Raw genomic sequence first — 22,348 nt, forward strand, 5'->3', positions numbered from 1 at the left:
GTTCAACACATTGAACTTTTAATTTCACTTGCCACGGACAGTGGGCGGTACGTCCTTTCTTCGGTACACACACGACGCACCCAGGCTTCGCTGTCCGTGGCTCTTAAGCTTTCTAGTATCCCGCCTCCGGATCTACCTGGGTAGGCATGGGCTCGCCCATCTCCCACGCGGCGGCATTGGCGTTGAAAATATCGCCCATGTGGTACTGCGCCACGTGCTTTGTCGCCCCGATATGCGGGGTCATGGTGCAATTGGACAAGGAGAGCAGCGGGTGGTCATCGGGAAGCGGCTCTGGGTCCACGACCTCCAGGCCGGCGCCGGTAATCTCGCCCTCGCGCAGGGCATCCACCAAATCATCGGTAACCACGGTGCTGCCGCGCCCGACGTTGATAAACAGCGCGGACGGCTTCATGGCGCGGAACTTGGCGGCATCGATAAGCCCCTCCGTTTCCTGCGTGGCGGGCAGGATGCAGAAAATAACATCGGCCTCGCCCCACACGTGTGCGGCATCAGCCATGGCAACCACCTCATCGGCGCCCTCCACGGGGCGCCCAGAGCGATTCACGGCGGTGATGTACACCCCAAAGGGCTTGAGCAGGGCAATGAGCTGCTTGCCGATGCCACCAGCACCCAAAATCGCTACCTTCTTCGGCCCCTGCTGGTCATAGATCCACTCCTGCGCTTCATCCAGCTCCTTGGCCACCGACCAGGTGCCGGCCTGCACAAAGGCCTTGTGCTGATGAGCTTGGGAGAGCAGTAGGCCCAAGGCGCATTCGGCCACCGGCTTGGCAAAGGCGCCGGCGGAATTGCACCACGGCAAGCCCTCAGGGGTAATCAATCCAGCATCAATGAGTTGGTTTACACCGGTAAAACAATGCTGCACCCAGCCGATATTGTCCGGCATCTCTGGGATGCGGCGTGGGCTGGGTGTGTTATTGACATAAACCTCTGCGTCTTCGAGGTTTTCTACGCGTTCGTGGCCGGCAGCGCTTAAGTCATCGACCATCGGCTGCCACGTTTCTGGTCCCATAAAATACTTCATGGGACCAGCGTACGGCACTTAGCTAGATGCGAGAGGCGAAGTTGGACAGGTAATCCGCGTGCACGACGGAGCGGCGCTTATCTTCTGGCAGCTCACTCATCTGCATGCCCTTGATGGCGTTCAATTCCTCGGAATCGAAGCGGACCTCACCGCGGCCGATAACCTCGCCCTTCGGGCCCAAGATATCGATGATCTCGCCCTTGTTGAATTCACCGCGGACATCAGTAATACCCACGGCGAGCAAAGAGGTACCGCCCTTGGTCACGGCTTCCTTCGCACCCTCATCCAGGCGGACGGCTCCGCCGGTATCGGCGCAGTAGAGCGCCCAGAACTTCCAGGCCGAAAGCTGGCGTTCCTCGCGGGTGTGGAAGACGGTACCCACGGAGGCATCGGAAAGCGCGGGGCCAATATTATCGGTGGAGGTCAACAGCACTGGAATGCCGCCGCGGGTGGCCAGGCGGGCGGCGGAGACCTTCGTGGCCATGCCGCCGGTGCCGACCTTGCCGCCATCGCCGGCAACAACGCCCTTGAGGTCCTTACCGGTGCGCACCTCGTCGATGAACTTCGCATCCGGCTCGGCCGGGTTCTTGTCATAGAGGCCATCAACGTCAGAGAACAGGAAGAGCGCGTCTGCGCCCACCAAGTTGGCGACCAAGGCCGATAAGCGGTCGTTATCGCCAAAGTGCATCTCCGAGGTAGCAACGGCGTCGTTTTCGTTCACGATGGGAATGGTGCGCAGCTGGCGCAGACGGTCAATGGTGCGCTGCGCGTTGCGGGCGCGGTCGCGGTGCCCGGCATCAGACGCCGTAAGCAGCACCTGACCGATGGTGCGCTGGTAGCGCGCGAAGGACCGGCCCCACTCATAGGCGAGGTGAACCTGACCCACAGACGCCGAGGCCTGCTTCGTAGCCAGGTCGGTGGGGCGCTGGTGCAGGCCGAGCGGACCCATACCGGCGGCAACCGCACCGGAGGAAACGATGATGACATCGGAGCGTCCCATGCGTGCGTGGACAGCATCAACGATGTGGTCGATCTTTTCCTGCGCCACGCGGAAATTCTCATCCGTCAGCGACGAGGAACCAATCTTGACAACGACGCGCTTCGCCTCAGCGATAGAGTTGCGCAATTCGGATTCAAACCCGGAGGCTATCGGGTTTTCATCTAGGGCTTCGGGGAACGGAGTATCAGCGGTAGGGCCATCAAACGGCTCTACGGGGAGCGGAAGAATGGGCTCTTTCTGTTGATCAGCAGACATAACTCAATAGTGTACAAAGCTTATGCCGCCCGCCCCCTTCATTGGGGCACATTTCCCCCATGTGCGCAGTATAATGCGTCTGAACTGGGGGCAATCATCCGGTGGAATTGCCCCCACTTCCCTGCCTCAGGAGTTAACGACTAACCCTGCCACCGGTCACGGTTAGCGCCTTCGCGGGTGATCTCTTCCTCGTCCCCGTAGTCGAGTTCATCGACCAAGCCACGCCGGGCTTGGGAGGCACGCTTGCGCTCCGCCGCCGACACACGGTTGGTGCCCTTGAGGCGGGCATCCTCGCCGCGGCTAGCCATAGTGGGATCGCCGCCTGTCATCGGCTCCCACTCGAAGGTAATGCCGCCGATGGTCACGGGGCAGCCTTCCACCGCGCCCTGCTTGTGCAACTCGTCTTCCACTCCGGCCTTGGCCAGGCGGTCCGCCAAGTAGCCCACGGCCTCATCGTTTTCAAAGTCGGTCTGGCTAATCCAGCGCTCGATCTTTTCGCCTTCCACGATGAAACCGCCCTGCACTTCTGGATCCGGTCGCACGCTAAAGTCTGCGAAGCTGCCGGTGTTTTTCTTATGCGCCTGGGCCTTGGGGTGAATAACGGTATGGGAAGGATCCCGCTTCGGCTTAGGCTGTGCCTTGTGGTGCTCAGTGACCATTTCCATGAGCTTGAATTTCAGCGGGTCCAAGCCCTTACGCGCTGCCGCAGAAATGATGAACACCGGCCAGCCGAACTTTTCCTTGAGGTCATCCTTGACGAACTCCGCAAGCTCTTCTGCTTCCGGCACATCGGCCTTATTCAAAATGATGACGCGCGGGCGCTCGCGCAGGTCACCCAAACCGGTATCGCTTTCTAGCGCCTCCTGGTACTTAGCCAGCTCATTTTCCAGCGCTTCAATATCGGATTCCGGATCGCGGCCCGGCTCGATGGATGCGGTATCAACCACGTGGGCCAGCACGGCCGTGCGCTCGATGTGGCGCAAGAAGTCTAGACCCAAGCCTTTGCCATCGGCGGCGCCAGGGATAAGGCCGGGGACATCGGCAATGGTAAAGGAGCTATCGCCCATATCCACCACACCCAAGTTGGGCTGCAGGGTGGTAAACGGGTAGTCACCAATCTTCGGCTTGGCTGCAGAGAGCACAGAGATCAACGAGGACTTGCCCGCCGAAGGAAAGCCCACGAGCCCCACATCCGCCATGGACTTCAGCTCGAGCACCAAATCATGAGCTTGGCCCGGCTCGCCCTGCAGCGCAAAGCCCGGTGCCTTGCGGTTCTTAGACGCCAGCGCCGCGTTGCCCAGGCCACCGAAACCGCCCTCGGCCGCAACAAAACGCGTGCCCGGCACGGTGAGATCAGCCAGGGTCTCACCCTTTTCCGTACGCACAACCGTACCCGCGGGAACCTCCAGAATCAGGTCCTCACCGCGCGCGCCATTGCGCATATCGCCGGCGCCGTTGCCACCGCGCTCGGCCTTAATATGCGGGCGGTAGTGGAAGTCCATCAAGGTATGGATCTGCTCCGAGACTTCCAAGATGATGTCGCCACCGTGGCCACCATTGCCGCCATCTGGTCCACCCAATGGCTTGAATTTCTCGCGGTGGACAGACACACAGCCATGCCCACCGTCGCCAGCCTGCAAGTGCAAGACGACGCGGTCAATAAATCGTGCCATGATGTGCCACACCCTTCTTATTTAAATCTATTGTCTTAGCCAGTGTAATGCGTAGCCAAGCTCGGACTCCAACCCATGCCCTGCCAGCACAGCGGGAGGTAAAACGAGAAAATCCTCGAGCCGCCCTCACCCGTAGTGAAAGCTGCCCGAGGATTGACCGCTGCGGTCGTGCTTAAGCAGTAGCTTCTGCAGCAACCTCTTCAGCCGGGATGATGTTGACCATCCGGCGGCCGCGCTTGATGCCGAACTTCACGGAGCCAGCAGCAAGTGCGAACAAGGTGTCGTCGCCGCCGCGACCAACGTTCTCACCTGGGTGGAACTTGGTGCCGCGCTGACGCACGATGATCTCGCCGGCGTTAACCTGCTGACCACCGAAGCGCTTGACGCCGAGGCGCTTGGACTCGGAATCGCGACCGTTGCTGGAGCTGGAAGCACCCTTCTTGTGTGCCATGTCGTTTCCCTCCTTCGGGGATGATTTGCAGCCCGGTTAAGGCTTACTTGATACCGGTGATCTTCAAGGTGGTCTGAGGCTGGCGGTGACCCAAACGCCTCTTGTAACCAGTCTTGTTCTTGTACTTCAGGATATCAATCTTTGGACCTTTACCTTGTTCAACGATTTCCGCAGCGACGGAAACCTTCTCCAAGTCGGAAGCCTTGGACTTCACAGCGGCGCCATCGACGAGCAGAACCGGGGTGAGAGCCACGGCAGAGCCTGGCTCACCCTCGATCTTCTCGACCTTGACGAGGTCACCTTCAGCAACCTTGTACTGCTTGCCGCCGGTCTTGACGATCGCGTACATAGAGGGTTACCCCTTATCTAAACTCGCTCGGACACGGCATCCAGGCCGTCATCCGAATGGACACTTACATATTGCGTTCAGACCTCGCGCGAACATATCCGCAATCACCGGGCGGCAATTGTGGGCTGATCCAGCGCCGAGAGTTCTAAACAGCGACTGTCAAAGACTACCCCGCCGCGGGTACAAAATACAAACCACGCACTTCGCACCCGCGTGGCGATGCCCTAGGAAGTAGCCCGCCGTGTTACGCGGCGCCGCCGCCGACCCGCGTCCTTAGCACCAGTTTGCGGGGTCTCAGGCACGTTAGTGGGCACCTTTTCCCCAGCACGTTCCTGTCGCGCAGCTGCTGCCGGCGCCCCGGTCTTTTTCACCGCGCGCTTCTTCCCGCGGCGAATAACCTTCGTTTCGGCCTGCGGAGCACTAGCCTTCTGGGAATCCTTCTCCCCTTGAACAGGTGTAGCTGTAGGCGTACCCGCGTTGTGCGAGGTGGCCTTATCCCTTGGGTTGGTGCGTACCACGCGGCGCTTGCCGCGACGACCTCCCTGTACCGAGGAATTCTTCCTCCCGCCACTGATATTCTCGTGGCGTTGCTCCGCCGTCCGCGAGGTGTCCCCGCGCTTGTTGTTCTGCTTTACATCTTGCACGTTAGCCCGGTGCGAGGCCTGCACATTTGCCCGGCGGGAGTTCGGCTGGGTGCGAACGCTACGACGCCTACCGCGCCCGCGCGACTTGCTACGGGGATTTTGCTGCTCGCCTTCCTGCTGGGGCGCATCGTCACGCCGTGCCTCATCCGAGGACTCCGCAGATTCCGCCTGTTGCTGCTGGGCAAAATCCTCTGGGCGCGGGCGATTATCGGAACGCGAATTCCCGCGCGTGCGGCGCTTGCGGCGCGGAGAAGCCTCATACTCGGCGACTGCCTCCTCGTAAGAAGTCTTCTCCGGGGCATCGGAAGCTTCTGCCTTCTTCTCTTCAGCCTTTTCTTCAGCGGCCTGCTGGCGCTGGTTCGGCTGCTCCTGCGTGCGACGGGACGCGGGCGAGGTCCGCGTTGCCCGGCGCGGCTTCTTGCCCCGCTGGGTGCGCTTTTTCTCCTTCGCCGGTGCTTCTTGGCCATCGGGTACATAGGAATTAAATTCCTGGACCTCATCGCTTTCGGCGGCGTTGTCCGCCGCGGCATAGGCGATGGCCTCGATTTCAGAGACCTCAGACTTCTTCTGCACTCGGCGGCGCTTCTTCTGCTTGTCTTCGCTGCGGCCACGGCTGCGCTCGTCACGGTGTCCGCGCGCGTCGTCGCCGCGCTTCTGTGGGGCCTTCTGCGTGGAGTCGGCGGACTCATCGTCTACGACGACATTGGCCACGAGCTCCTCCAGGGACGGTGACTGCTCATCCTCGTTGCCGTAGAGCGGGGCATCCGTCTTCCGGTACTTTTGCGGCTGGGACGTGGCATTCCTGCGGCCCTTGCGGCCCTTCTGCCCCTTCTTCTCCGCGCGCTCGTCCTCATCGTCGTGCTCGTGCATGGCCACGGCAGTAGGGTGCTGCTGGGGATCGTGGTCAGGCTTCTTGTGCGACTTAGAGGAACCGTGCGAATGGTGGCCGGAGTGGTTGTCTTCGGCTTCATCGACCGGGTACTCGTGAATAATGATGCCGCGGCCATGGCAGTGCTCGCATTCGGTAGAAAAGGTCTCTACCAGGCCGGTGCCCAAACGCTTGCGCGTCATTTGTACCAAGCCCAAGGAAGTGACCTCGGATACCTGGTGGCGCGTGCGGTCGCGGCCCAAAGCCTCCTTCAGGCGGCGCAAAACCAGGTCCTGGTTTTCCGGCAGGACCATGTCAATAAAGTCCACCACGATCATGCCGCCCAAATCGCGCAGGCGCATCTGGCGCACGATTTCTTCGGCCGCCTCCAGGTTATTGCGGGTCACGGTCTCTTCCAGGTTGCCGCCGGAGCCGGTGAACTTGCCGGTGTTGACGTCGATGACGGTCATGGCCTCAGTGCGGTCGATGACCAAGGTGCCGCCAGATGGCAGCCACACCTTGCGCGAGAGTGCCTTATGTAGCTGCTCATCAATGCGGTAGGCGGCAAAGGCGTCCTGGCCACCGTGGTCCTTCGGCTTATAGCGCACCACGCGGTCTGCAAGATCCGGGGCCATGGATTCCACGTAGGCATTGACCGTATTAAAGGACCGCTTCCCATCCACGATCAGGCGGTGGAAGTCTTCATTGAAGAGATCGCGGACAACCTTGATGAGCATATTCGGCTCTTCATACAGCGTGACCGGCTTAGCACCCTTGGAGGATTTTTCCTTCTTGGCCTGGGCGGAAATATCTTCCCACCGGTTATGCAGGCGCTGCACATCGGTTGCGATGGCCTCTTCGGGAACGTTTTCGGCAGCGGTGCGGATGATGGCGCCGCCATCGCCTGGCACCACGCGGCCCAGGATGTCCTTTAAGCGCTTGCGCTCTGGTGCCGGCAGCTTGCGCGAAATTCCGGCGCTGCGCCCACCTGGAACGTAGACGAGGTAGCGGCCGGCCAAGGAGATCCGGGTGGTCAGGCGCGCGCCCTTGTGGCCAATCGGGTCCTTTGCCACCTGCACCAAGATTTGGTCGCCGGATTTCAGGGTATTTTCTACCTTCCGGGAGCGCCCATGCAATTTGGTCTTGCGCCAATCAATCTCGCCGGCGTAGAGCACGCCATTGCGGCCCTGGCCGATGTCCACGAACGCCGCCTCCATGGACGGCAAGACGTTTTGCACGCGGCCCAAGTAGATATTGCCGATGAGGGAAGCCTGGGCCTCAGTGGTAACGAAGTGCTCGACCAAGAGGTCATCTTCAAGCACGCCCACCTGCGTGACGATGCCCGCGCCGTCCTCGCGCTGCTTATCGCGCACTACCATGGTGCGTTCCACGGCCTCGCGCCGCGCCAAAAATTCCGCCTGGGACACGATGTGCTGGCGCTCGCGGCCCTTTTCGCGCAATTCTGCGCGGCGGCGCTTCTGCGCCTCGATGCGGGTGGAGCCGCGGATGGCCTTGGGCTCATCGATAAGCTCCGGCTCCTTATCCGCCGCATCCTTCTTGGAATTCTCGTTCCCGCCGCGCCCGCGGGAGGTACCGCGGCGGCCGCGGCGGCGCTTGTCAGAACCCCCACGCGCTGCCTTATTGCCTGCCTCGGCCTCGTCGGCCTCAGCGGGCTCGGCGTCTTTGGCAGGATCCGCCGCATCTGCGGCTTCAGCGATCGCCGCCATGTCCGCGGCCGCGTCCTCACCGAGATCGGCGGTTTCCTGCTGCTGCGGTGGCATAAATAGCGGTGCGAAGTCATACGCGGCGGAATCGTCGTCCGTCTCCGCGCGCGGGACTATGCGCGGTGCATAGTAATCATCGTCGAAATCCTCGCCGGCCTCTGCCAGCACCTCATGCAACTTGGCTGGATCCACGGTCCCCGTCGTGTCACCCTCACCGGCATCCGCAGCGCCCGCATCGGTAGCATCGGCATCTTCAGCGTCTGTAACGTCTTCAGCGCGCGCGGGTGCTTTCGCCGGCTCAGGATCCGGCAGACGGTCCGGTGCCTGCTTTACATCCGGCAATGCGTTTTTTACCAGCGAAGCATCGACTTTTTCCTCAATCTGGGAGATTTCATTGTCCACGTTCTTGCGCACGCGGTAGCGCAGGTTCTTTTCCTCTTCCGCATTGGCTGCGGTGTTGTCAGCCGGGGTGCCAGCTTCTTCCCCGGCATCGGCCTGCGCCGGTTCTTTCTTTGCCGCGGGCGCGGACTTCTTCGTGGCCTTGCGGGTGCGGCGAGCACGCTTGGTGGTCTTGGCCTTGTTCTCAGGCTTTGCATCCTCTGGGTTCTCGTCCGCGGCTGCCGGCTGCCCCGCCTCCGCAGCCCCTGCGTGGCGCGCCAAAGCGGCAAAGAGGTCGCCTGCTTCCGCGCGGGTAATAGAGCTCTGCGCGGTCTTATTCAGGCCCATGTCCTTCAGCTGGGCCACCAGCTGGCGTGATGATAGGCCGAGCTTTTTGGCCATCGCATACACGCGAGTTTTATCTTTCAGCTCGCTCGGATCTATCCGCTGGGCCAAAGCCGCAGCTGCCTGTAGGTTTTCAGTTGTTTCTTGAGAGTTCTGTGCCACCATTAGTTGGGCTTACTCCTGTACTTCGATTGTATGGTGCGCCAGCTACTCGGGCGCAGGCACAGCCCTAGAGGAGCTGTGCCGCTGCCGCACGAATAGCCGCGATAAACGCACTGCGTTAAAGCTTGTGGGGTTATGAAATTATGCGCGCGCTGCGCGTGAGTTCCATTGTGTCACACAATCCTGGCGCGGCGAGCAGGCTGTGGGCGATGCTACGTTTGAAATTATGGCAGAACTGGCACCGCGTCCCGCACGGACATTATCGCAGTACCGGCAGCGCAATGAGATTACGCCGAAAGAGGCGTGCTTATGCGGCGTTCCGGCCGGCTTTGCTCTCGGTTTTGCCCAAACGGGGGCCAGCTACATGCTGATGGGCGCCGCCGTTTTTGCGGTCTTTGCGGTCATCGGATTAGTGCCCCTCATCCGCCACTATCCCCGCTCCATTGGGGCTAGCCAGGATGTCTACCTCGAGGGCGATTACCCCGCCATTGCTTATTGGGCACCAGTAATTCCAATTGCCCTACCGCTGGCCATGGCCCCGCTATCCGCGGCTGGCTGGTTGCCGGACATTTCCCTGGCCCCACCCGTAGAAGGTATCTTAACCGGCGCGGTGTCGGCGTTCGCATTTCCACTGGGCTTGTGGGCCATGTTTTCCCAGTCCTTCCGCATTGGCCGCCGCCGCATGCAGCGCATCGTGGCTGAAGATCCACTAGAAGGGGTCACGGATAGTGCCATGGAGCTTGCCGATGCCCACCTCGATACCCTCACCGCCCTCGTCACCGCCGGGGCAGTCCAGGGCAATACGACCACCACCAAGGCCTTGTCCCGCCTGATGCAGGTGGAGCTAGATCCTCTGTCCGATGCGATCCAGGAATTAAAAAAGCATGGGCTAGTGGAGGTAGAAAATATTGGGCTGCGCTCCAAAGTAGAAAGCTGGCGCATCACCCTCTCCCCTACTGGCGTGCGGTGCTTATATCAACTTGGCAGGCGCTAATTCGGCAGAGTCCGGTCTCCAGGAAATAACTTGGGACCAATCCAGAGCATTACGTATACCAGGCCAACCAAAACCGGAATTTCGACAAGGGGTCCGATAGTACCGGCCAATGCTTGAGCAGAGGTAGCTCCAAAGGTACCAATGGACACCGCGATGGCTAACTCAAAATTATTTCCCGCTGCGGTAAAGGCCACTGAGGCAGATTGTGCATAGTTCATTCCGACAGCCTTAGCTACGCCCAAAGCCAAAAAGAACATCCCGACAAAGTACAGCATCAGAGGCACCGCTACCCTAACTACCGCTATCGGCTGCTCCACGAGCTGTTCTCCCTGCAGGGAGAACAGTAAGACAATTGTGTACAGCAAACCGATCATTGCCAAAGGAGACACGGCGGGAAGGTAACGGTTTTCAAACCACTCACGCCCTTTAGTTTTCTCTGCCCATACTCGGGAGATGATCCCAAGCAAAAGCGGAATTCCTAAGAATACGAGTACCGAAGTAACAATGGACCAGAAAGAAAATTCGACAGAGGTGGTATCAAGGCCCAGCCACCCCGGTAGTATCTGCAAATAGAACCAACCCAGGACTCCGAACATCGCAACTTGGAAAACGGAGTTGATTGCTACTAGTACTGCCGTGGCTTCCCGGTCACCGCAGGATAGGTCTGACCATACCAAGACCATTGCGATGCAGCGGGCAAGGCCGACAATAATAAGACCCGTGCGCAACTCGGGTTGATCCGCCAAGAATAGCCAAGCCAGTACGAACATGAATGCTGGCCCTACAAGCCAATTTAAAACGATCGACACGGTCATCAGCCGTCTGTCAGTGGCAATCTCCCGAGTCTTTTCATAGCGCACTTTAGCAAGCGGTGGATACATCATCACCAGCAGTCCTAAAGCGATTGGGAGGGAAATACCTCCAATTTCCAAAGCTGAGAGCGCGTTCCCTATTCCTGGAAGGAAATGACCTATGAGCAGGCCAAGGACCATAGCTAGGATGATCCACAGGGGTAGAAAGCGATCGAGAAAAGCCAAACGCGGCTTCTGTGAGGTAGCCATACCTGTCTCCTTCATTGACCCAAGTCGCACCGTACCGTGCAGCACTGTAACCATTCATATCGATAGATGTCAATATGAAAGGGTATGTCAAACGCCCATATACTAAAGGCATGGTTTCTTCGCACGGCATGACCAAAAATCCTCACATCAACGAATGTTGTTCACTCAACAACGGCCCCCTAGACCAGGACGATTCCGTGCACTTTGCCCAGCAATTCAAGGTACTTGCAGATCCCGCCCGACTTCGTCTTTTATCCATCTTGTGCGATGAAGGCTGCGGCCCGATGAGCGTTTCCGAATTGACCACATTATCCGGCCTCACCCAGCCGACGGTGTCTCACCATCTTGCAAAACTGCGGGATGCTGGCCTCTTAGCCAAACGACAGACTGGCCGCACCGTCACCCATGAAGTGCAAAAGCAAGCTTTCACTGCACTTCGCGAGCTACTCTCTTTCGACTAAACAGCCACTAGCAATGAAATCTGGACCTGATATGTCTGCAACACTGTGAGCCAATCAAAGTATTTCACTCCGCAATATATCCCCCCTCATAATGGAAAAGACCCGAGCTTAACGCTCGGGCTTCCTTGGAATCTAGGTAGAGTCAGTGCTTAGAGGTTGGGGAACCAAATTCCGATCTCGCGCTCTGCGGACTCTGGGGAGTCGGAGCCGTGCACGATGTTCTCGCCCACGCTGAGTGCGAAGTCACCGCGGATGGAACCCGGTGCAGCCTTGGAGACTGGGTCGGTGCCACCGGCCAGCTGGCGCCATGCCTCGATGGCGCGCTCGCCTTCAACAACGCCGGCAATCAACGGTGCGGAGGTGATGAAGTCCACCAGCTCGCCGAAAAATGGCTTGTCCTTGTGCTCTTCGTAGTGCTTTTCTGCGGTCTCACGGTCAGCCACGCGCAGGTCCAGCTCGGCCAGCTTGAGGCCCTTGCGCTCGATGCGGGCAATAATCTCGCCCACGTGGCCGTTCTTTACGCCGTCCGGCTTAATGAGGATCAATGTACGTTCAGTCATGCCCCATACTGTACCGAATACCCACAATTCGTCCACGCCCGAGGGCTATAAGCGGGGGCAGCGCAGTGGGCGGCATTTAATAAACACTAAGTAAGCTGCTGGACTATCTCCGTCGCGCGCTCATGCGAGGTCCCCCTAAACCACAGGCGCACTTGGTTAACCGCCGTGCCGAACTGGCCGTTGCCCAGCAAGCGCTTAATCTCTGCGCGCTGCTTTTTATCCAAATCATCAAGAGTGGCTTCTTCTGCCCGCTGAAAATTAGCGCGCAGTGCCAGGGCCAAAAATACGGCGGCGATGATGAGTGCTACCAGCGGCAGCCACGGCGCGCCCGTGGCTGCGCGGGCAGCGACCGCGGCAATGCAGGCTAGGGCCGCGAGGACGAGATAGACGGTGCGCATGGCCACTACTTCTGGTTGAGGTGCTGGGTAGTTAAGTAACCGCGCTTCATGCGGGCGATTAAGTTACTGCGCAAATACGCCGCAAGGAGCCACTCCATGCCAAAGATGATGAAGATCGCGGCGATGGACCAGTGCGCCATGAAGCCAAGGATGAGGCCCAATAGCTGCGCCCACACGATGACGGTCAGCGCCCACTTCTTATTCATAAACGCGATCATGCCCAGGTGGAATATCAGGGCACCTATGACCACGCCGTAGTTAAACGGCGTCCACAGCGTGCCGTCATACAGCTTGTACAACAGTGGCAGCGCCAATACGAGCGTGATCGACTCCATGATGAGCGAGCTGGCGATGACCATGCCATTAAAGCTCTTGAGCGGATCCTTGACGGGATCCTGCCCCAAGCCCAATGGGCCGATTTCATTATCCGCGACTTCATCACCGCGGCGCGGCGGCCGAGGCGGACGATGCGGGCGGGACCTAGGATTGGGGCTGGTCATGCGGGCTCCTTTCCAAACATCGCGCGGGCTTCGCCGGCGGTAACCACCGAACCGGTAATGACAATACCGGAGCCGGATTGCACCTCGGATTCCTCGGCTAGCTCCACGGCTTGCGCGTAGGCGCCGGGCAGATCATCGGCCACATAGACGCGTTCTTCGCCATAAATATCGCGGGCGGTTTCCGCCAGTTCATAGGCATCGAGCGCGCGCGGCGAGGAGTTCTGGGAGATGACTACCTCGCTCAAATACGGCTCCAGCGCGGCGAGGATGCCCTGGGCATCCTTATCACCAAAGATGGAGACCACGCCGATAAGCCGGGCGAAATCGAAGTCGCGGTCGAGCGCCGCGCCGAGTGCCTTGGCGCCGTGGGGATTGTGGGCGGCATCGATAAACGTCGTAGGCGAAGTACGCACGCGCTCGAGGCGGCCGGGGGAAATCGTCTTGGCAAAACCGTTGCGCACAGAGGCAATATCCAATGGATGCCCGGAAGAGGCACCGAAGAAGGCTTCCACCGCGGCAAGGGCAACGGCCGCATTCTTGGCCTGGTGCTCGCCGTGCAGCGGCAAGAAAATATCCTCGTACATGCCGCCGAGGCCCTGGATATTGACCTGCTGGCCACCGACCGCGATGCGGGATTCTAAGGCCGCGAACTCCGCTCCGGAGCGCGCCACGCCGGCATCCATATCCACCGCGCGCTGCAGGATGACCTGCATGGCCTCGGGGTCTTGCTCGGCGATGATGGCGATGTTTTCATTCGGTGTCAGCGGGTTTTCGGCATCGGCGCGGCGCTTGATGATGCCCGCCTTCTCCCCCGCAATCTCCCGAATATCGCTGCCCAGGTAATCCGTGTGGTCCAGGCCCACTGGGGTAATTACGGAGACGTCCGCATTGACCACGTTCGTGGCATCCCACGACCCGCCGAGGCCGACCTCGACGACGGCGACGTCAACGGGGGCATCGGCAAACGCTGCATAGGACAGGCCCACTAGGACCTCGAACTTGGACATGGGAACGTCTGAGTGCGCATCCACCATCTCCACATACGGCTTGATTTCGTGCCACAGGCGCACGTAGTCGCGCGGGTGGATGGGCCGACCATCGATGCCGATGCGCTCGGTAACCCGCTGCAGGTGCGGGCTGGTGACCAGACCCACGCGGCGGTGGAAGGAACGCAGCAGCGAATCGACCATGCGGGCGGTAGAAGACTTGCCATTGGTGCCCGCAATGTGGATGACGTCAAAGGACTGCTCGGGGTGGCCCAGCAAATCCATGAGCATCTCGATGCGCTCCAGGGTGGGCTCGATCTTGGTCTCCGGCCAGCGCTGGTTGAGCTCGTCTTCCACCTCGCCGAGCGCCTGCAGCTCCTCCGGGGATACCTCTTGGGGCGCGGCGTCGTTATATTCTTCGTCCTCGCCCATGCCCAGGTTGAGGGTCAGGCCCGATTCCGTAATCTCCACCGGGGTGCCCTCGGTACCCTCCTTGAGGGCATCGACGATCTCAAAATCGTCCTCTTCCCCGGTGGCCTCGCCATTGCCGTTGGCGTCGTGATTGAAGCGCTGATCTGACACTACTTAAGGCCCTCCAAACGGCTGGTAATGCGCTCGACTTCCTCGCGCGCGATGTCTTGGCGCGCCCGAATCTTAGTGACCACCTCTTCCGGCGCCTTGGCCAGGAAGTTCTCATTGCCCAGCTTCTTGCCGGTCTGTTCCAATTCCTTATTGGCCTTGGCCAAATCCTTTTCCAGGCGCTTGCGCTCGGCTTCGACGTCTACCGCGCCGTGGGTATCCAGCGTGACCTCCACGGTGGCCTGGGACAGGCGCACCTCAATGGAGGCCGAGGGGTTAAACTCCTCGCCCGGCGCGGTGGTATTGGCCAGGTTGCGCACCAATTCCTCCTGGCCCTGCAGGTCTGCCGCAGCGAAGTCGAGGCGGCCCGGTACCTTTTGCGAAGGCTTAACGCCCTGATCAGAGCGGAAGCGGCGCAGCTCGGTGATGAGCTTATCGGCATCGTCGATGCGGCGGGCGGCCACCGCGTCCTTGGTGGCGCCGCCGTTGGTATCGGCCACCGTGGGCCATGGGGCGATGACGATGGATTCCCCGCCGGTCAATGCCTTCCACAGCACCTCGGTCACATACGGCATGGTGGGGTGCAAAAGGCGCAGCACGACGTCGATGACGCGGCCCAGGACGATCTGGGTATTGCGGCCTTCTACCGTTTCGCCATCGCGCGGGATCTGCGTCTTGGCAATCTCCAGGTACCAGTCACAGAGCTCGTCCCAGGTGAAGTGGTAGAGCAGCTCGTTGGCCTTGGCAAATTGATAATCGTCCAAGTAGGCATCGACCTGGGTGCGCACCTCTTCGGCGCGGTCGAGGATCCAGCGGTCGGCATCGGAAAGCTCCGTGCGTTTTGGCAGCGGTGCCACGCCGGCGCCGTTCATCAGCGCGAACTTGGTGGCGTTAAAGAGCTTGGTGGCAAAGTTGCGCGATGCCGCGGCGGCGTCAGAGCCCAGCGGCAAATCCACGCCCGGGTTAGCGCCGCGGGCCAGGGTAAAGCGCAGCGCATCGGCGCCGTAATCGCGCACCCAGTCCATCGGGTCAATGCCATTGCCCAGGGACTTGGACATCTTGCGGCCCTGCTCATCGCGCACGAGGCCGTGCAGGTAGAGGTCCTTGAAAGGAATCTGCGGGCGGCCATCGGTGCCCTTACCCAAAAGCTCTGGGGTCTTGGTGCCGGCAAAGGTGCCGAACATCATCATGCGCGCGACCCAGAAGAACAAGATGTCATAGGCCGTGACCAGCACGTTGGTGGGATAGAACTTCTCCAGATCCGGGGTCTTATCGGGCCAGCCCAGGGTGGAAAATGGCCACAGCGCCGAAGAGAACCAGGTATCGAGGACATCCGGATCCTGCTCGTAGCCTGCCGGCGGCTCCTCATCGGGGCCGACGCACACGATGTCCCGCTCAATCTCACCAGACTCGTTCGTGCGCTCCGGACCGTACCAAATGGGGATGCGGTGGCCCCACCACAGCTGGCGGGAGATGCACCAATCGTGCATGTCATCGACCCATTCGAAGTAGCGCGGCTCCAGCGACTGCGGGTGCAAGACGGTATCGCCCTCGCGCACGGCATCGCCAGAGGCCTTCGCCATCTGCGCTACATCGACGAACCACTGCAGCGACAGGCGCGGCTCGATGGGCTCGCCGGAGCGCTCCGAGTGGCCCACGGAGTGGACATAGGGGCGTATTTCTTTGACGATGCGCCCCTGCTCCCGCAGCGCCTCGCGGATTTCCACGCGCGCTTCTTCGCGCGTCATGCCATCAAAACGGGTGCCGGTATGCGCGATGTGGCCGGTGGTATCCATGACCGTCGGCATATCCAAGTTATGGCGGGTACCCATGGCGTAGTCATTGGGATCGTGGGCCGGGGTGATCTTTACCGCACCGGTACCAAAATCCATGTCCACGTAATCATCGGCGATGATCTTCAGCTTCAGGTCATCGCGGAAAGGGTGATCCAATTCTTGGCCCACGAGGTGGGCGTAGCGCTCATCGTCGGGGTGGACGGCAATGGCGACATCGCCAAGCATGGTTTCCACACGCGTAGTGGCAACAATGAGGTGCGGCTCATCGTCATTGAGCGAGCCATAGCGGATGGAGACCAGCTCGCCCTCGACGTCCTTGTAGACGACCTCGATATCAGAAACGGCGGTCTCCAGCACCGGCGACCAGTTGACCAGGCGATTAGCCCGGTAAATCATGCCCTCATCGTAGAGGTTCTTAAAGATGGTCTGCACCGCGCGCGACAGGCCCTCATCCAGGGTAAAGCGCTCGCGGGTCCAGTCCACGGAGTCACCGATGGCGCGCATCTGGTTCTGGATGGTGCCACCGAATTCTTCCTTCCATTCCCAGACCTTGTTGATGAATTCCTCGCGCTCATAGTCCCAGCGCTTCTTTCCCTCCTGCTCACGCAGACGGGCCTCCACCTTGGTCTGGGTGGCGATGCCTGCGTGGTCAGCGCCCGGCAGCCACAGGGTGGCATAGCCCTGCATGCGCTTGCGGCGAATGATGGAGTCGATCAGAGTGTGGTCCAAGGCGTGGCCCATGTGCAGCTGGCCGGTGACGTTCGGCGGCGGCAGCACGATGGAATAGGGCTCCGCCTCCGAGGATGCATCCGGGGTGAAGTAACCGGCGCTTACCCAGCCTTCGTAGAGGTCTTTTTCTACTGCCTGCGGCTCCCAGGACTTGGGAAGCTGGTCCGCGCGGTTGGTGCCAACGAGTTGCTCTTTATTCTGATCAGTCACCTGGCCAACTCTACCCTGTGCGTCAACTGGCACCACCGGCCTGTCTAGAGTAAGGGCATGTCTCACAACCCTGGCCACCGCGCCCGCCTCCGCACCCGTTACTTCACCCAAGCCAAAGACAACTCTCAGGCCTTCGCGTGCCTGACGAGCTACGACTGCTTGACCGCCGAAATCTTCGATGAAGCCGGGGTCGATCTCCTGCTCGTCGGCGATTCCCTGGCCAACGTGGTGCTGGGCCGCGAAACCACGCTCTCGCTCACCCTCGATGAGATGATCCCGCTGGCCCGCGCGGTGGTTGCTTCGACCTCCCGCGCCTTCGTGGTGGTGGACCTTCCCTTCGGCTCCTATGAGGACGGCCCCTCCCAGGCGCTGGAGACCGCGGTGCGCGTCATGAAGGAAACCGGCGCGCAGGCCGTGAAGCTGGAGGGCGGTGCGGAGCGCGCTCCCATTGTTGCCGCGCTTGTCGCCGCCGGCATCCCGGTCTGCGCCCACATTGGCTTTACACCCCAGCAGGTCCACGCCTTGGGCGGCTTCGTGGTCCAAGGCCGGGGTGCCGGTGCGGAGAAGCTTCACGACGACGCCCGCGCCCTCGCCGAGGCCGGCGCCTTCGCCGTGGTGCTGGAGATGGTACCGGCAGCCCTTGCTGAGCAGGTGACCAAGGAGCTGCCCATCCCCACCATCGGCATCGGCGCCGGCGCGCAGACCGACGGTCAGATTCTGGTGTGGACCGATGCCTTCGGCCTGGGAGGTCCCAAGGCGCCGCGTTTTGTGCGCCGCTACGCGAATCTGCGCGGCGCGCTGCTGGAAGGAGCGAAGGACTATGTCGCAGATGTGGGTGAACGTTCCTTCCCCAACGCCGAGGAGTCTTTCGAGGACTAAGGTCTTAAGCCATGCAGATCCTCACAACTAAATCCGAACTCCGTGCCTTCCGCGCGGCAGCGTCCGGTTCCGTGGGTTTGGTGCCCACGATGGGCGCGCTTCACGACGGCCACGCTTCCCTCATTCGCCGCGCCCGCGAAGACAACGACACCGTGGTGTGCTCGGTCTTTGTCAATCCCCTCCAGTTCACGGACCTGGGCGACTGCGAAGACTACCGCGCCTACCCGCGCACCCTCGACGCGGATGCCGCACTGCTGGACTCGTTGGGAGTCGATGCGGTCTTCGCCCCCAGCGTGGAGGAAATGTACCCGGGTGGCACCCCGCGGGTGTGGGTGCGCACGGGTGAGATGGGCTCGGTCTTGGAAGGTGCCTCGCGCCCCGGCCACTTTGACGGCGTGGCCACCGTGGTGAGCAAGCTGTTTCACCTTGTCACACCAGACCGCGCTTATTTTGGGCAAAAGGATGCGCAGCAAGTAGCGATCATCCGCCGCCTGGTGGCGGACCTCGACCTGCCGCTGGACATCATCAGCGTGCCCATCGTGCGCGCAACGGACGGCGTGGCCGAGTCCAGCCGCAATGCGCGCCTCAGTGCCGCCGAGCGTGAGCAGGCGGTCGCCTTATCCCAGGCACTCTTCGCGCTGCAGGATGGCGCCTCACGTGAAGAAGCTGAGGCCCAGCTCGCTTCCTCCCCCGGCGTGACGGTGGATTACCTCACCGTGGTGGACCCGGCCACGCTCGAGCCCGTAGATGCACAACACCGGCCCGCCTTGGCGCTGGTAGCAGCGCATGTGGGGCCGGTGCGGCTCATCGATAACTTGGTGCTGGAGGCTTAACCTTTCAGCAGGTGGGCTACGGCCTCGCGCTCCTCACGCAGCTCCTGCACGGAGGCCTCGATGCGCTCCTTCTGGAAATCGCTGAGCTCCAGGCCTTGGACGATTTCCCACTTGCCGTCGCGGGAGACGGTGGGGAAACCTGCGACGAGGCCCTCGTCCACGCCATAGGAGCCATCCGAAGGCACGGCGGCGGTGCGCCAATCCTCGGTGCCGTGGACCCAATCGTGCATGTGGTCCACGGCGGCAGATGCCGCCGACGCCGCGGACGAGCTGCCGCGCACCTCAATGATCTCCGCGCCGCGCTTGGCCACCTTGGGGATCATCTCCTCGCGGTACCACTGCTCATCTACCTCCGCGTTGGAGAAAGCGATATCCGGGAACTGGGTGGCGGAGTGGTTGCCCCAGACCGCAATCTTGGAAAAGTCCTTGGTGGCCTTGCCCGTCTTGGCCGCCAGCTGGCCCAAGGCGCGGTTGTGGTCTAGGCGCATGAGTGCGTTGAACTGGGAGTTATCCAGATCCGGCGCGCTATGCGCGGCAATCAGCGCGTTGGTATTGGCTGGGTTGCCCACCACCAGCACGCGAACATCGCGCGCCGCATAGTCATTGATGGCCTTGCCCTGCTCAGTAAAGATGGCGCCATTGGCCTCGAGTAGATCTGCGCGCTCCATGCCCTTGCTGCGCGGGCGGGAGCCGACGAGGAATGCGGCGGTGGCATCCTCGAAGGCGACCTTGAGGTCATCTGCCACCGTAATCGAGTTAACCAGTGGCAGGGCGGAATCGCGCAGCTCCATGGCCACGCCCTCGGCCTTTTCTACTACCGCTGGGATTTCCAATAGGGCAAGGTCTACCGGGGTGTCCTTGCCAAATACGTCGCCTGCGGCAATCCGCCACAGCAGCGAGTAGGCGATATTTCCGGCGGCGCCGGTGACGGTTACTTTTACTGGCTGGGTCATGCTCATTCCTCCTCGTATGTCGTGGAGTTGTAAGCGCCCCTCATGCACGCCACCCTCCACGGGATGTATCAACCCCTAGCTTAGCGCTATCCGGAGGTAGCGTGTTGTGAAATTTATCCCCCTCTTTCGGAGGGAAAACGCCGCTGAATTTCCGGATATTACCCCCGTTTACCTCCAAATTAACGCCCCCAATGTGCACATTCCTCCCGCGACGTGGGAATAATCGGGCATGATGGAAGCGGCACAGCCCCACCGGGGAGTGCGCGTGCAGGGATACATTCCCTGCTTTTGGGCGGCAACATATTGGTCACCTCGCTACCGCACCGGACCAGCATGAGGCCGGCCGTGCAGTTCCCAAGACACTACCCACCATCGCCACATCGGCGCCGCGAAGCAGAGATAGGACACATGCTATGAGCACTGAGCACACCGAACCGCTGCACGCTGCGGAGCAGGCGGAGGACTCCGACGCTCACGCTGCGGATTCCATCAGCACCGATGCCGTGGTGGATATCGCCATTTCCCAGTTTTCCGCGTGGGGTTTTTCTGAAACCAAGCTAGATACCATCGCCGCGGAATCCGGCATGTCTAAGCGCATGATTCACTACCACTTTGGCGATAAGCAGGGCCTGTACTTGAGCGCTTTAAGCACCGCCGCCGAGCGCCTCCGCCCCAACGAAGAGGACTTGGAGCTCGATTCCGCGGTCCCGGTCGAGGGCGTGCGCAAGCTGGTGGACTGGATCTTTTGGCAGTACGTCAACCACCCCGAGGCCATCCGCATGATGACCTGGGAAACCGCCCAGTCCATCGTGGGCTCTTCCACCAATCCCGTGGCGGATTTTAGCGGCGTCGCCCTTCACCTCGATCGCCTGCTCATGCTGGGCCAGGACGCCGGTGCCTTCCGCCCGGGCATTTCCACCAACGATATTTTCACCATCATCGCCTCGCTCACCTCGTACCGCGTGACCAACCGGGCGATGATGGACAACCTGCTGGGCGTGGATATGTCCAGCCAGGCAAATACCGACGGCATGCACCGGCTCACCGTCGATACCGTGCTGGCATTCCTCACCGCCAATATCCCCGATTCCGGCCACGAGTCTTATTTGGTACCTTCTGATGCCGACGAGGGCGATGAGGCCTCCCCGCAAGATATCTACGGCGAGGCATAAAAGTAGGGGCACCGGCTGCTTGCCGATGCCCCTTCTCACTAAGCCGATTCCTTCGCCTCATCCTTGTAGGTGAATTCGGGCTCTGCGCCTTGGGTAACGCACTCCGCTGTGATGTGCACGGCGGAAATATCTTCCCTGTCCGGCAGCTCAAACATCACTGGAACGAGCAGCTCTTCCAGGATCGCGCGCAGGCCGCGCGCGCCGGTTTTGCGCTCGAGGGCGAGCTCCGCGATAGCATCCAGCGCCCCGTCCTCCATGTGCAGCTCGCAGTCATCCATCTCAAATAGGCGGCTGTACTGCTTGAGCAGCGAGTTCTTGGGCTCAGTGAGCACCTTAACTAGGGCCTCGCGGTCCAAGTTATCCACCGTCGCCACCACGGGCAGGCGGCCGATAAATTCTGGGATCAAGCCGAACTTCACGAGGTCTTCCGGGCGCACCTGAGAGAATAGGTCCACCTTTTCCCGCTCGTCTTCGGTGCCCAGCTTCGCGCCAAAGCCAACGCCCTTCTTGCCCACGCGATCCGCGATTACCTGATCGAGGCCGGCAAACGCGCCGGCGACGATGAAGAGGATATTGGAGGTATCTAGCTGGATAAATTCCTGGTTCGGGTGCTTGCGCCCGCCTTGCGGCGGGATGGCGGCCACGGTTCCCTCCAGGATCTTCAGCAGCGCCTGCTGCACACCCTCGCCAGAGACATCGCGGGTAATGGAGGGGTTTTCGGATTTGCGGGAAATCTTATCCACCTCGTCGACGTAGATGATGCCGCGCTGGGCACGCTCCACGTCAAAGTCCGCTGCCTGCAGCAGCTTCAAGAGGATGTTTTCTACGTCTTCGCCCACATAACCGGCCTCGGTCAAGCTGGTGGCATCCGCGATTGCGAAAGGCACATCCAGCAGGCGCGCCAAGGTCTGCGCCAGGTAGGTCTTACCGGAACCGGTGGGCCCCAGCATCAAAATATTGGATTTAGAGATCTCTACCTCTTCGCCCTCGGCCTTCTTCCGGCGCGCATCTAGCGCGGCGGATTCTTCGGCCTTAATGCGCTTGTAGTGGTTATACACCGCTACCGACAGCACGCGCTTGGCCTTGTCCTGGCCAATGACGTACTTATCCAAAAAGGAAGAAATCTGCGAAGGCTTGGGCAGGCGCACCTCCGCCTCGGAAGACTCCTCGGCCTGCTCGTGGCCGAGCTCTTCTTCAATAATCTCATTGCAGAGCTCGATGCACTCATCGCAGATGTAGACCCCGCCACCGGCGATGAGCTTTTTCACCTGCTTTTGGCTCTTTCCGCAGAAGGAACACTTCAGGAGATCAGCGCTTTCTTGCATACGTGCCATTCAGTACTTTCA

At 60.7% G+C, this 22,348-nt stretch carries 19 protein-coding genes; 5 read left to right on the forward strand and 14 right to left on the reverse strand.

Annotation, left to right across the window (positions count from 1 at the left end):
* Window positions 1-112 precede the first annotated feature (112 nt).
* The 6 genes from ABRP86_RS06535 to ABRP86_RS06560 form a co-directional block, all read right to left on the reverse strand.
* Window positions 113-1,042: a D-isomer specific 2-hydroxyacid dehydrogenase family protein gene (locus ABRP86_RS06535; RefSeq protein ID WP_349863221.1), complete on the reverse strand. Its 930-nt coding sequence runs from the start codon at window positions 1,040-1,042 to the stop codon at window positions 113-115.
* 22 nt (window positions 1,043-1,064) lie between these two features.
* Window positions 1,065-2,297 (reverse strand): glutamate 5-kinase, encoded by a 1,233-nt coding sequence (gene proB, locus ABRP86_RS06540; RefSeq protein ID WP_284770221.1) that lies wholly within the window; start codon window positions 2,295-2,297, stop codon window positions 1,065-1,067.
* 140 nt (window positions 2,298-2,437) lie between these two features.
* Window positions 2,438-3,970, reverse strand: a complete 1,533-nt coding sequence (gene obgE, locus ABRP86_RS06545) for a GTPase ObgE (RefSeq protein ID WP_349863224.1) — start codon at window positions 3,968-3,970, stop codon at window positions 2,438-2,440.
* 172 nt (window positions 3,971-4,142) lie between these two features.
* A complete protein-coding gene (gene rpmA, locus ABRP86_RS06550) occupies window positions 4,143-4,421 on the reverse strand; it encodes a 50S ribosomal protein L27 (RefSeq protein ID WP_005277951.1) in 279 nt (92 codons plus the stop codon).
* Between the two features lie 43 nt (window positions 4,422-4,464).
* Window positions 4,465-4,770: a 50S ribosomal protein L21 gene (gene rplU, locus ABRP86_RS06555; RefSeq protein WP_023023542.1), complete on the reverse strand. Its 306-nt coding sequence runs from the start codon at window positions 4,768-4,770 to the stop codon at window positions 4,465-4,467.
* Between the two features lie 224 nt (window positions 4,771-4,994).
* Window positions 4,995-8,894, reverse strand: a complete 3,900-nt coding sequence (locus tag ABRP86_RS06560) for a translation initiation factor IF-2 N-terminal domain-containing protein (protein ID WP_349863225.1) — start codon at window positions 8,892-8,894, stop codon at window positions 4,995-4,997.
* A gap of 223 nt (window positions 8,895-9,117) precedes the next feature.
* On the opposite strand from ABRP86_RS06560, the gene ABRP86_RS06565 reads away from it, so the two are divergent.
* Entirely contained in the window at window positions 9,118-9,885 is a 768-nt protein-coding gene (locus ABRP86_RS06565; RefSeq protein ID WP_349836117.1) for a hypothetical protein, read from the forward strand.
* Here the strand turns inward: ABRP86_RS06565 and arsB are convergent.
* On the reverse strand, window positions 9,882-10,946 hold the full coding sequence (gene arsB / locus ABRP86_RS06570) for an ACR3 family arsenite efflux transporter (RefSeq protein WP_349863227.1): 1,065 nt from the start codon (window positions 10,944-10,946) through the stop codon (window positions 9,882-9,884). The two genes, ABRP86_RS06565 and arsB, sit on opposite strands and share 4 nt — an antisense overlap.
* A 110-nt stretch (window positions 10,947-11,056) precedes the next feature.
* On the opposite strand from arsB, the gene ABRP86_RS06575 reads away from it, so the two are divergent.
* On the forward strand, window positions 11,057-11,407 hold the full coding sequence (locus ABRP86_RS06575) for an ArsR/SmtB family transcription factor (RefSeq protein WP_284853597.1): 351 nt from the start codon (window positions 11,057-11,059) through the stop codon (window positions 11,405-11,407).
* A gap of 149 nt (window positions 11,408-11,556) precedes the next feature.
* On the opposite strand, the gene ndk is transcribed toward ABRP86_RS06575, so the two are convergent.
* The 5 genes from ndk to ABRP86_RS06600 form a co-directional block, all read right to left on the reverse strand.
* Window positions 11,557-11,967, reverse strand: coding sequence for a nucleoside-diphosphate kinase (gene ndk / locus ABRP86_RS06580; protein WP_005277934.1), 411 nt, complete (start codon window positions 11,965-11,967; stop codon window positions 11,557-11,559).
* Between the two features lie 86 nt (window positions 11,968-12,053).
* The gene (locus ABRP86_RS06585; protein WP_023029145.1) at window positions 12,054-12,365 is read right to left on the reverse strand and encodes a hypothetical protein; all 312 of its coding nucleotides are present in this window, start codon (window positions 12,363-12,365) and stop codon (window positions 12,054-12,056) included.
* A gap of 5 nt (window positions 12,366-12,370) precedes the next feature.
* Window positions 12,371-12,865, reverse strand: a complete 495-nt coding sequence (locus tag ABRP86_RS06590; protein ID WP_023023554.1) for a DUF4233 domain-containing protein — start codon at window positions 12,863-12,865, stop codon at window positions 12,371-12,373.
* The gene (gene folC, locus ABRP86_RS06595; RefSeq protein WP_502880307.1) at window positions 12,862-14,433 is read right to left on the reverse strand and encodes a bifunctional tetrahydrofolate synthase/dihydrofolate synthase; all 1,572 of its coding nucleotides are present in this window, start codon (window positions 14,431-14,433) and stop codon (window positions 12,862-12,864) included. The genes ABRP86_RS06590 and folC overlap by 4 nt, the downstream gene beginning before the upstream one ends.
* Window positions 14,433-17,165 (reverse strand): valine--tRNA ligase, encoded by a 2,733-nt coding sequence (locus ABRP86_RS06600; RefSeq protein WP_349863228.1) that lies wholly within the window; start codon window positions 17,163-17,165, stop codon window positions 14,433-14,435. The genes folC and ABRP86_RS06600 overlap by 1 nt, the downstream gene beginning before the upstream one ends.
* A 57-nt stretch (window positions 17,166-17,222) precedes the next feature.
* Between ABRP86_RS06600 and panB the strand changes: the two genes are divergently transcribed.
* The gene (gene panB, locus ABRP86_RS06605; RefSeq protein ID WP_005277923.1) at window positions 17,223-18,044 is read left to right on the forward strand and encodes a 3-methyl-2-oxobutanoate hydroxymethyltransferase; all 822 of its coding nucleotides are present in this window, start codon (window positions 17,223-17,225) and stop codon (window positions 18,042-18,044) included.
* Window positions 18,045-18,055: 11 nt separating this feature from the next.
* Complete coding sequence (gene panC, locus ABRP86_RS06610) at window positions 18,056-18,877, forward strand: pantoate--beta-alanine ligase (protein ID WP_005284412.1); 822 nt, start codon at window positions 18,056-18,058, stop codon at window positions 18,875-18,877.
* Here the strand turns inward: panC and ABRP86_RS06615 are convergent.
* Window positions 18,874-19,830, reverse strand: a complete 957-nt coding sequence (locus tag ABRP86_RS06615; protein ID WP_349863230.1) for a malate dehydrogenase — start codon at window positions 19,828-19,830, stop codon at window positions 18,874-18,876. The genes panC and ABRP86_RS06615 overlap by 4 nt on opposite strands.
* Window positions 19,831-20,243: 413 nt before the next feature.
* On the opposite strand from ABRP86_RS06615, the gene ABRP86_RS06620 reads away from it, so the two are divergent.
* On the forward strand, window positions 20,244-21,002 hold the full coding sequence (locus ABRP86_RS06620; RefSeq protein WP_239268719.1) for a TetR/AcrR family transcriptional regulator: 759 nt from the start codon (window positions 20,244-20,246) through the stop codon (window positions 21,000-21,002).
* 38 nt (window positions 21,003-21,040) lie between these two features.
* On the opposite strand, the gene clpX is transcribed toward ABRP86_RS06620, so the two are convergent.
* The gene (gene clpX / locus ABRP86_RS06625) at window positions 21,041-22,336 is read right to left on the reverse strand and encodes an ATP-dependent Clp protease ATP-binding subunit ClpX (protein ID WP_349863232.1); all 1,296 of its coding nucleotides are present in this window, start codon (window positions 22,334-22,336) and stop codon (window positions 21,041-21,043) included.
* Between the last annotated feature and the right edge of the window lie 12 nt (window positions 22,337-22,348).

This window comes from Corynebacterium sp. KPL3927, from assembly GCF_040225835.1.
Lineage (GTDB): Bacteria > Actinomycetota > Actinomycetes > Mycobacteriales > Mycobacteriaceae > Corynebacterium.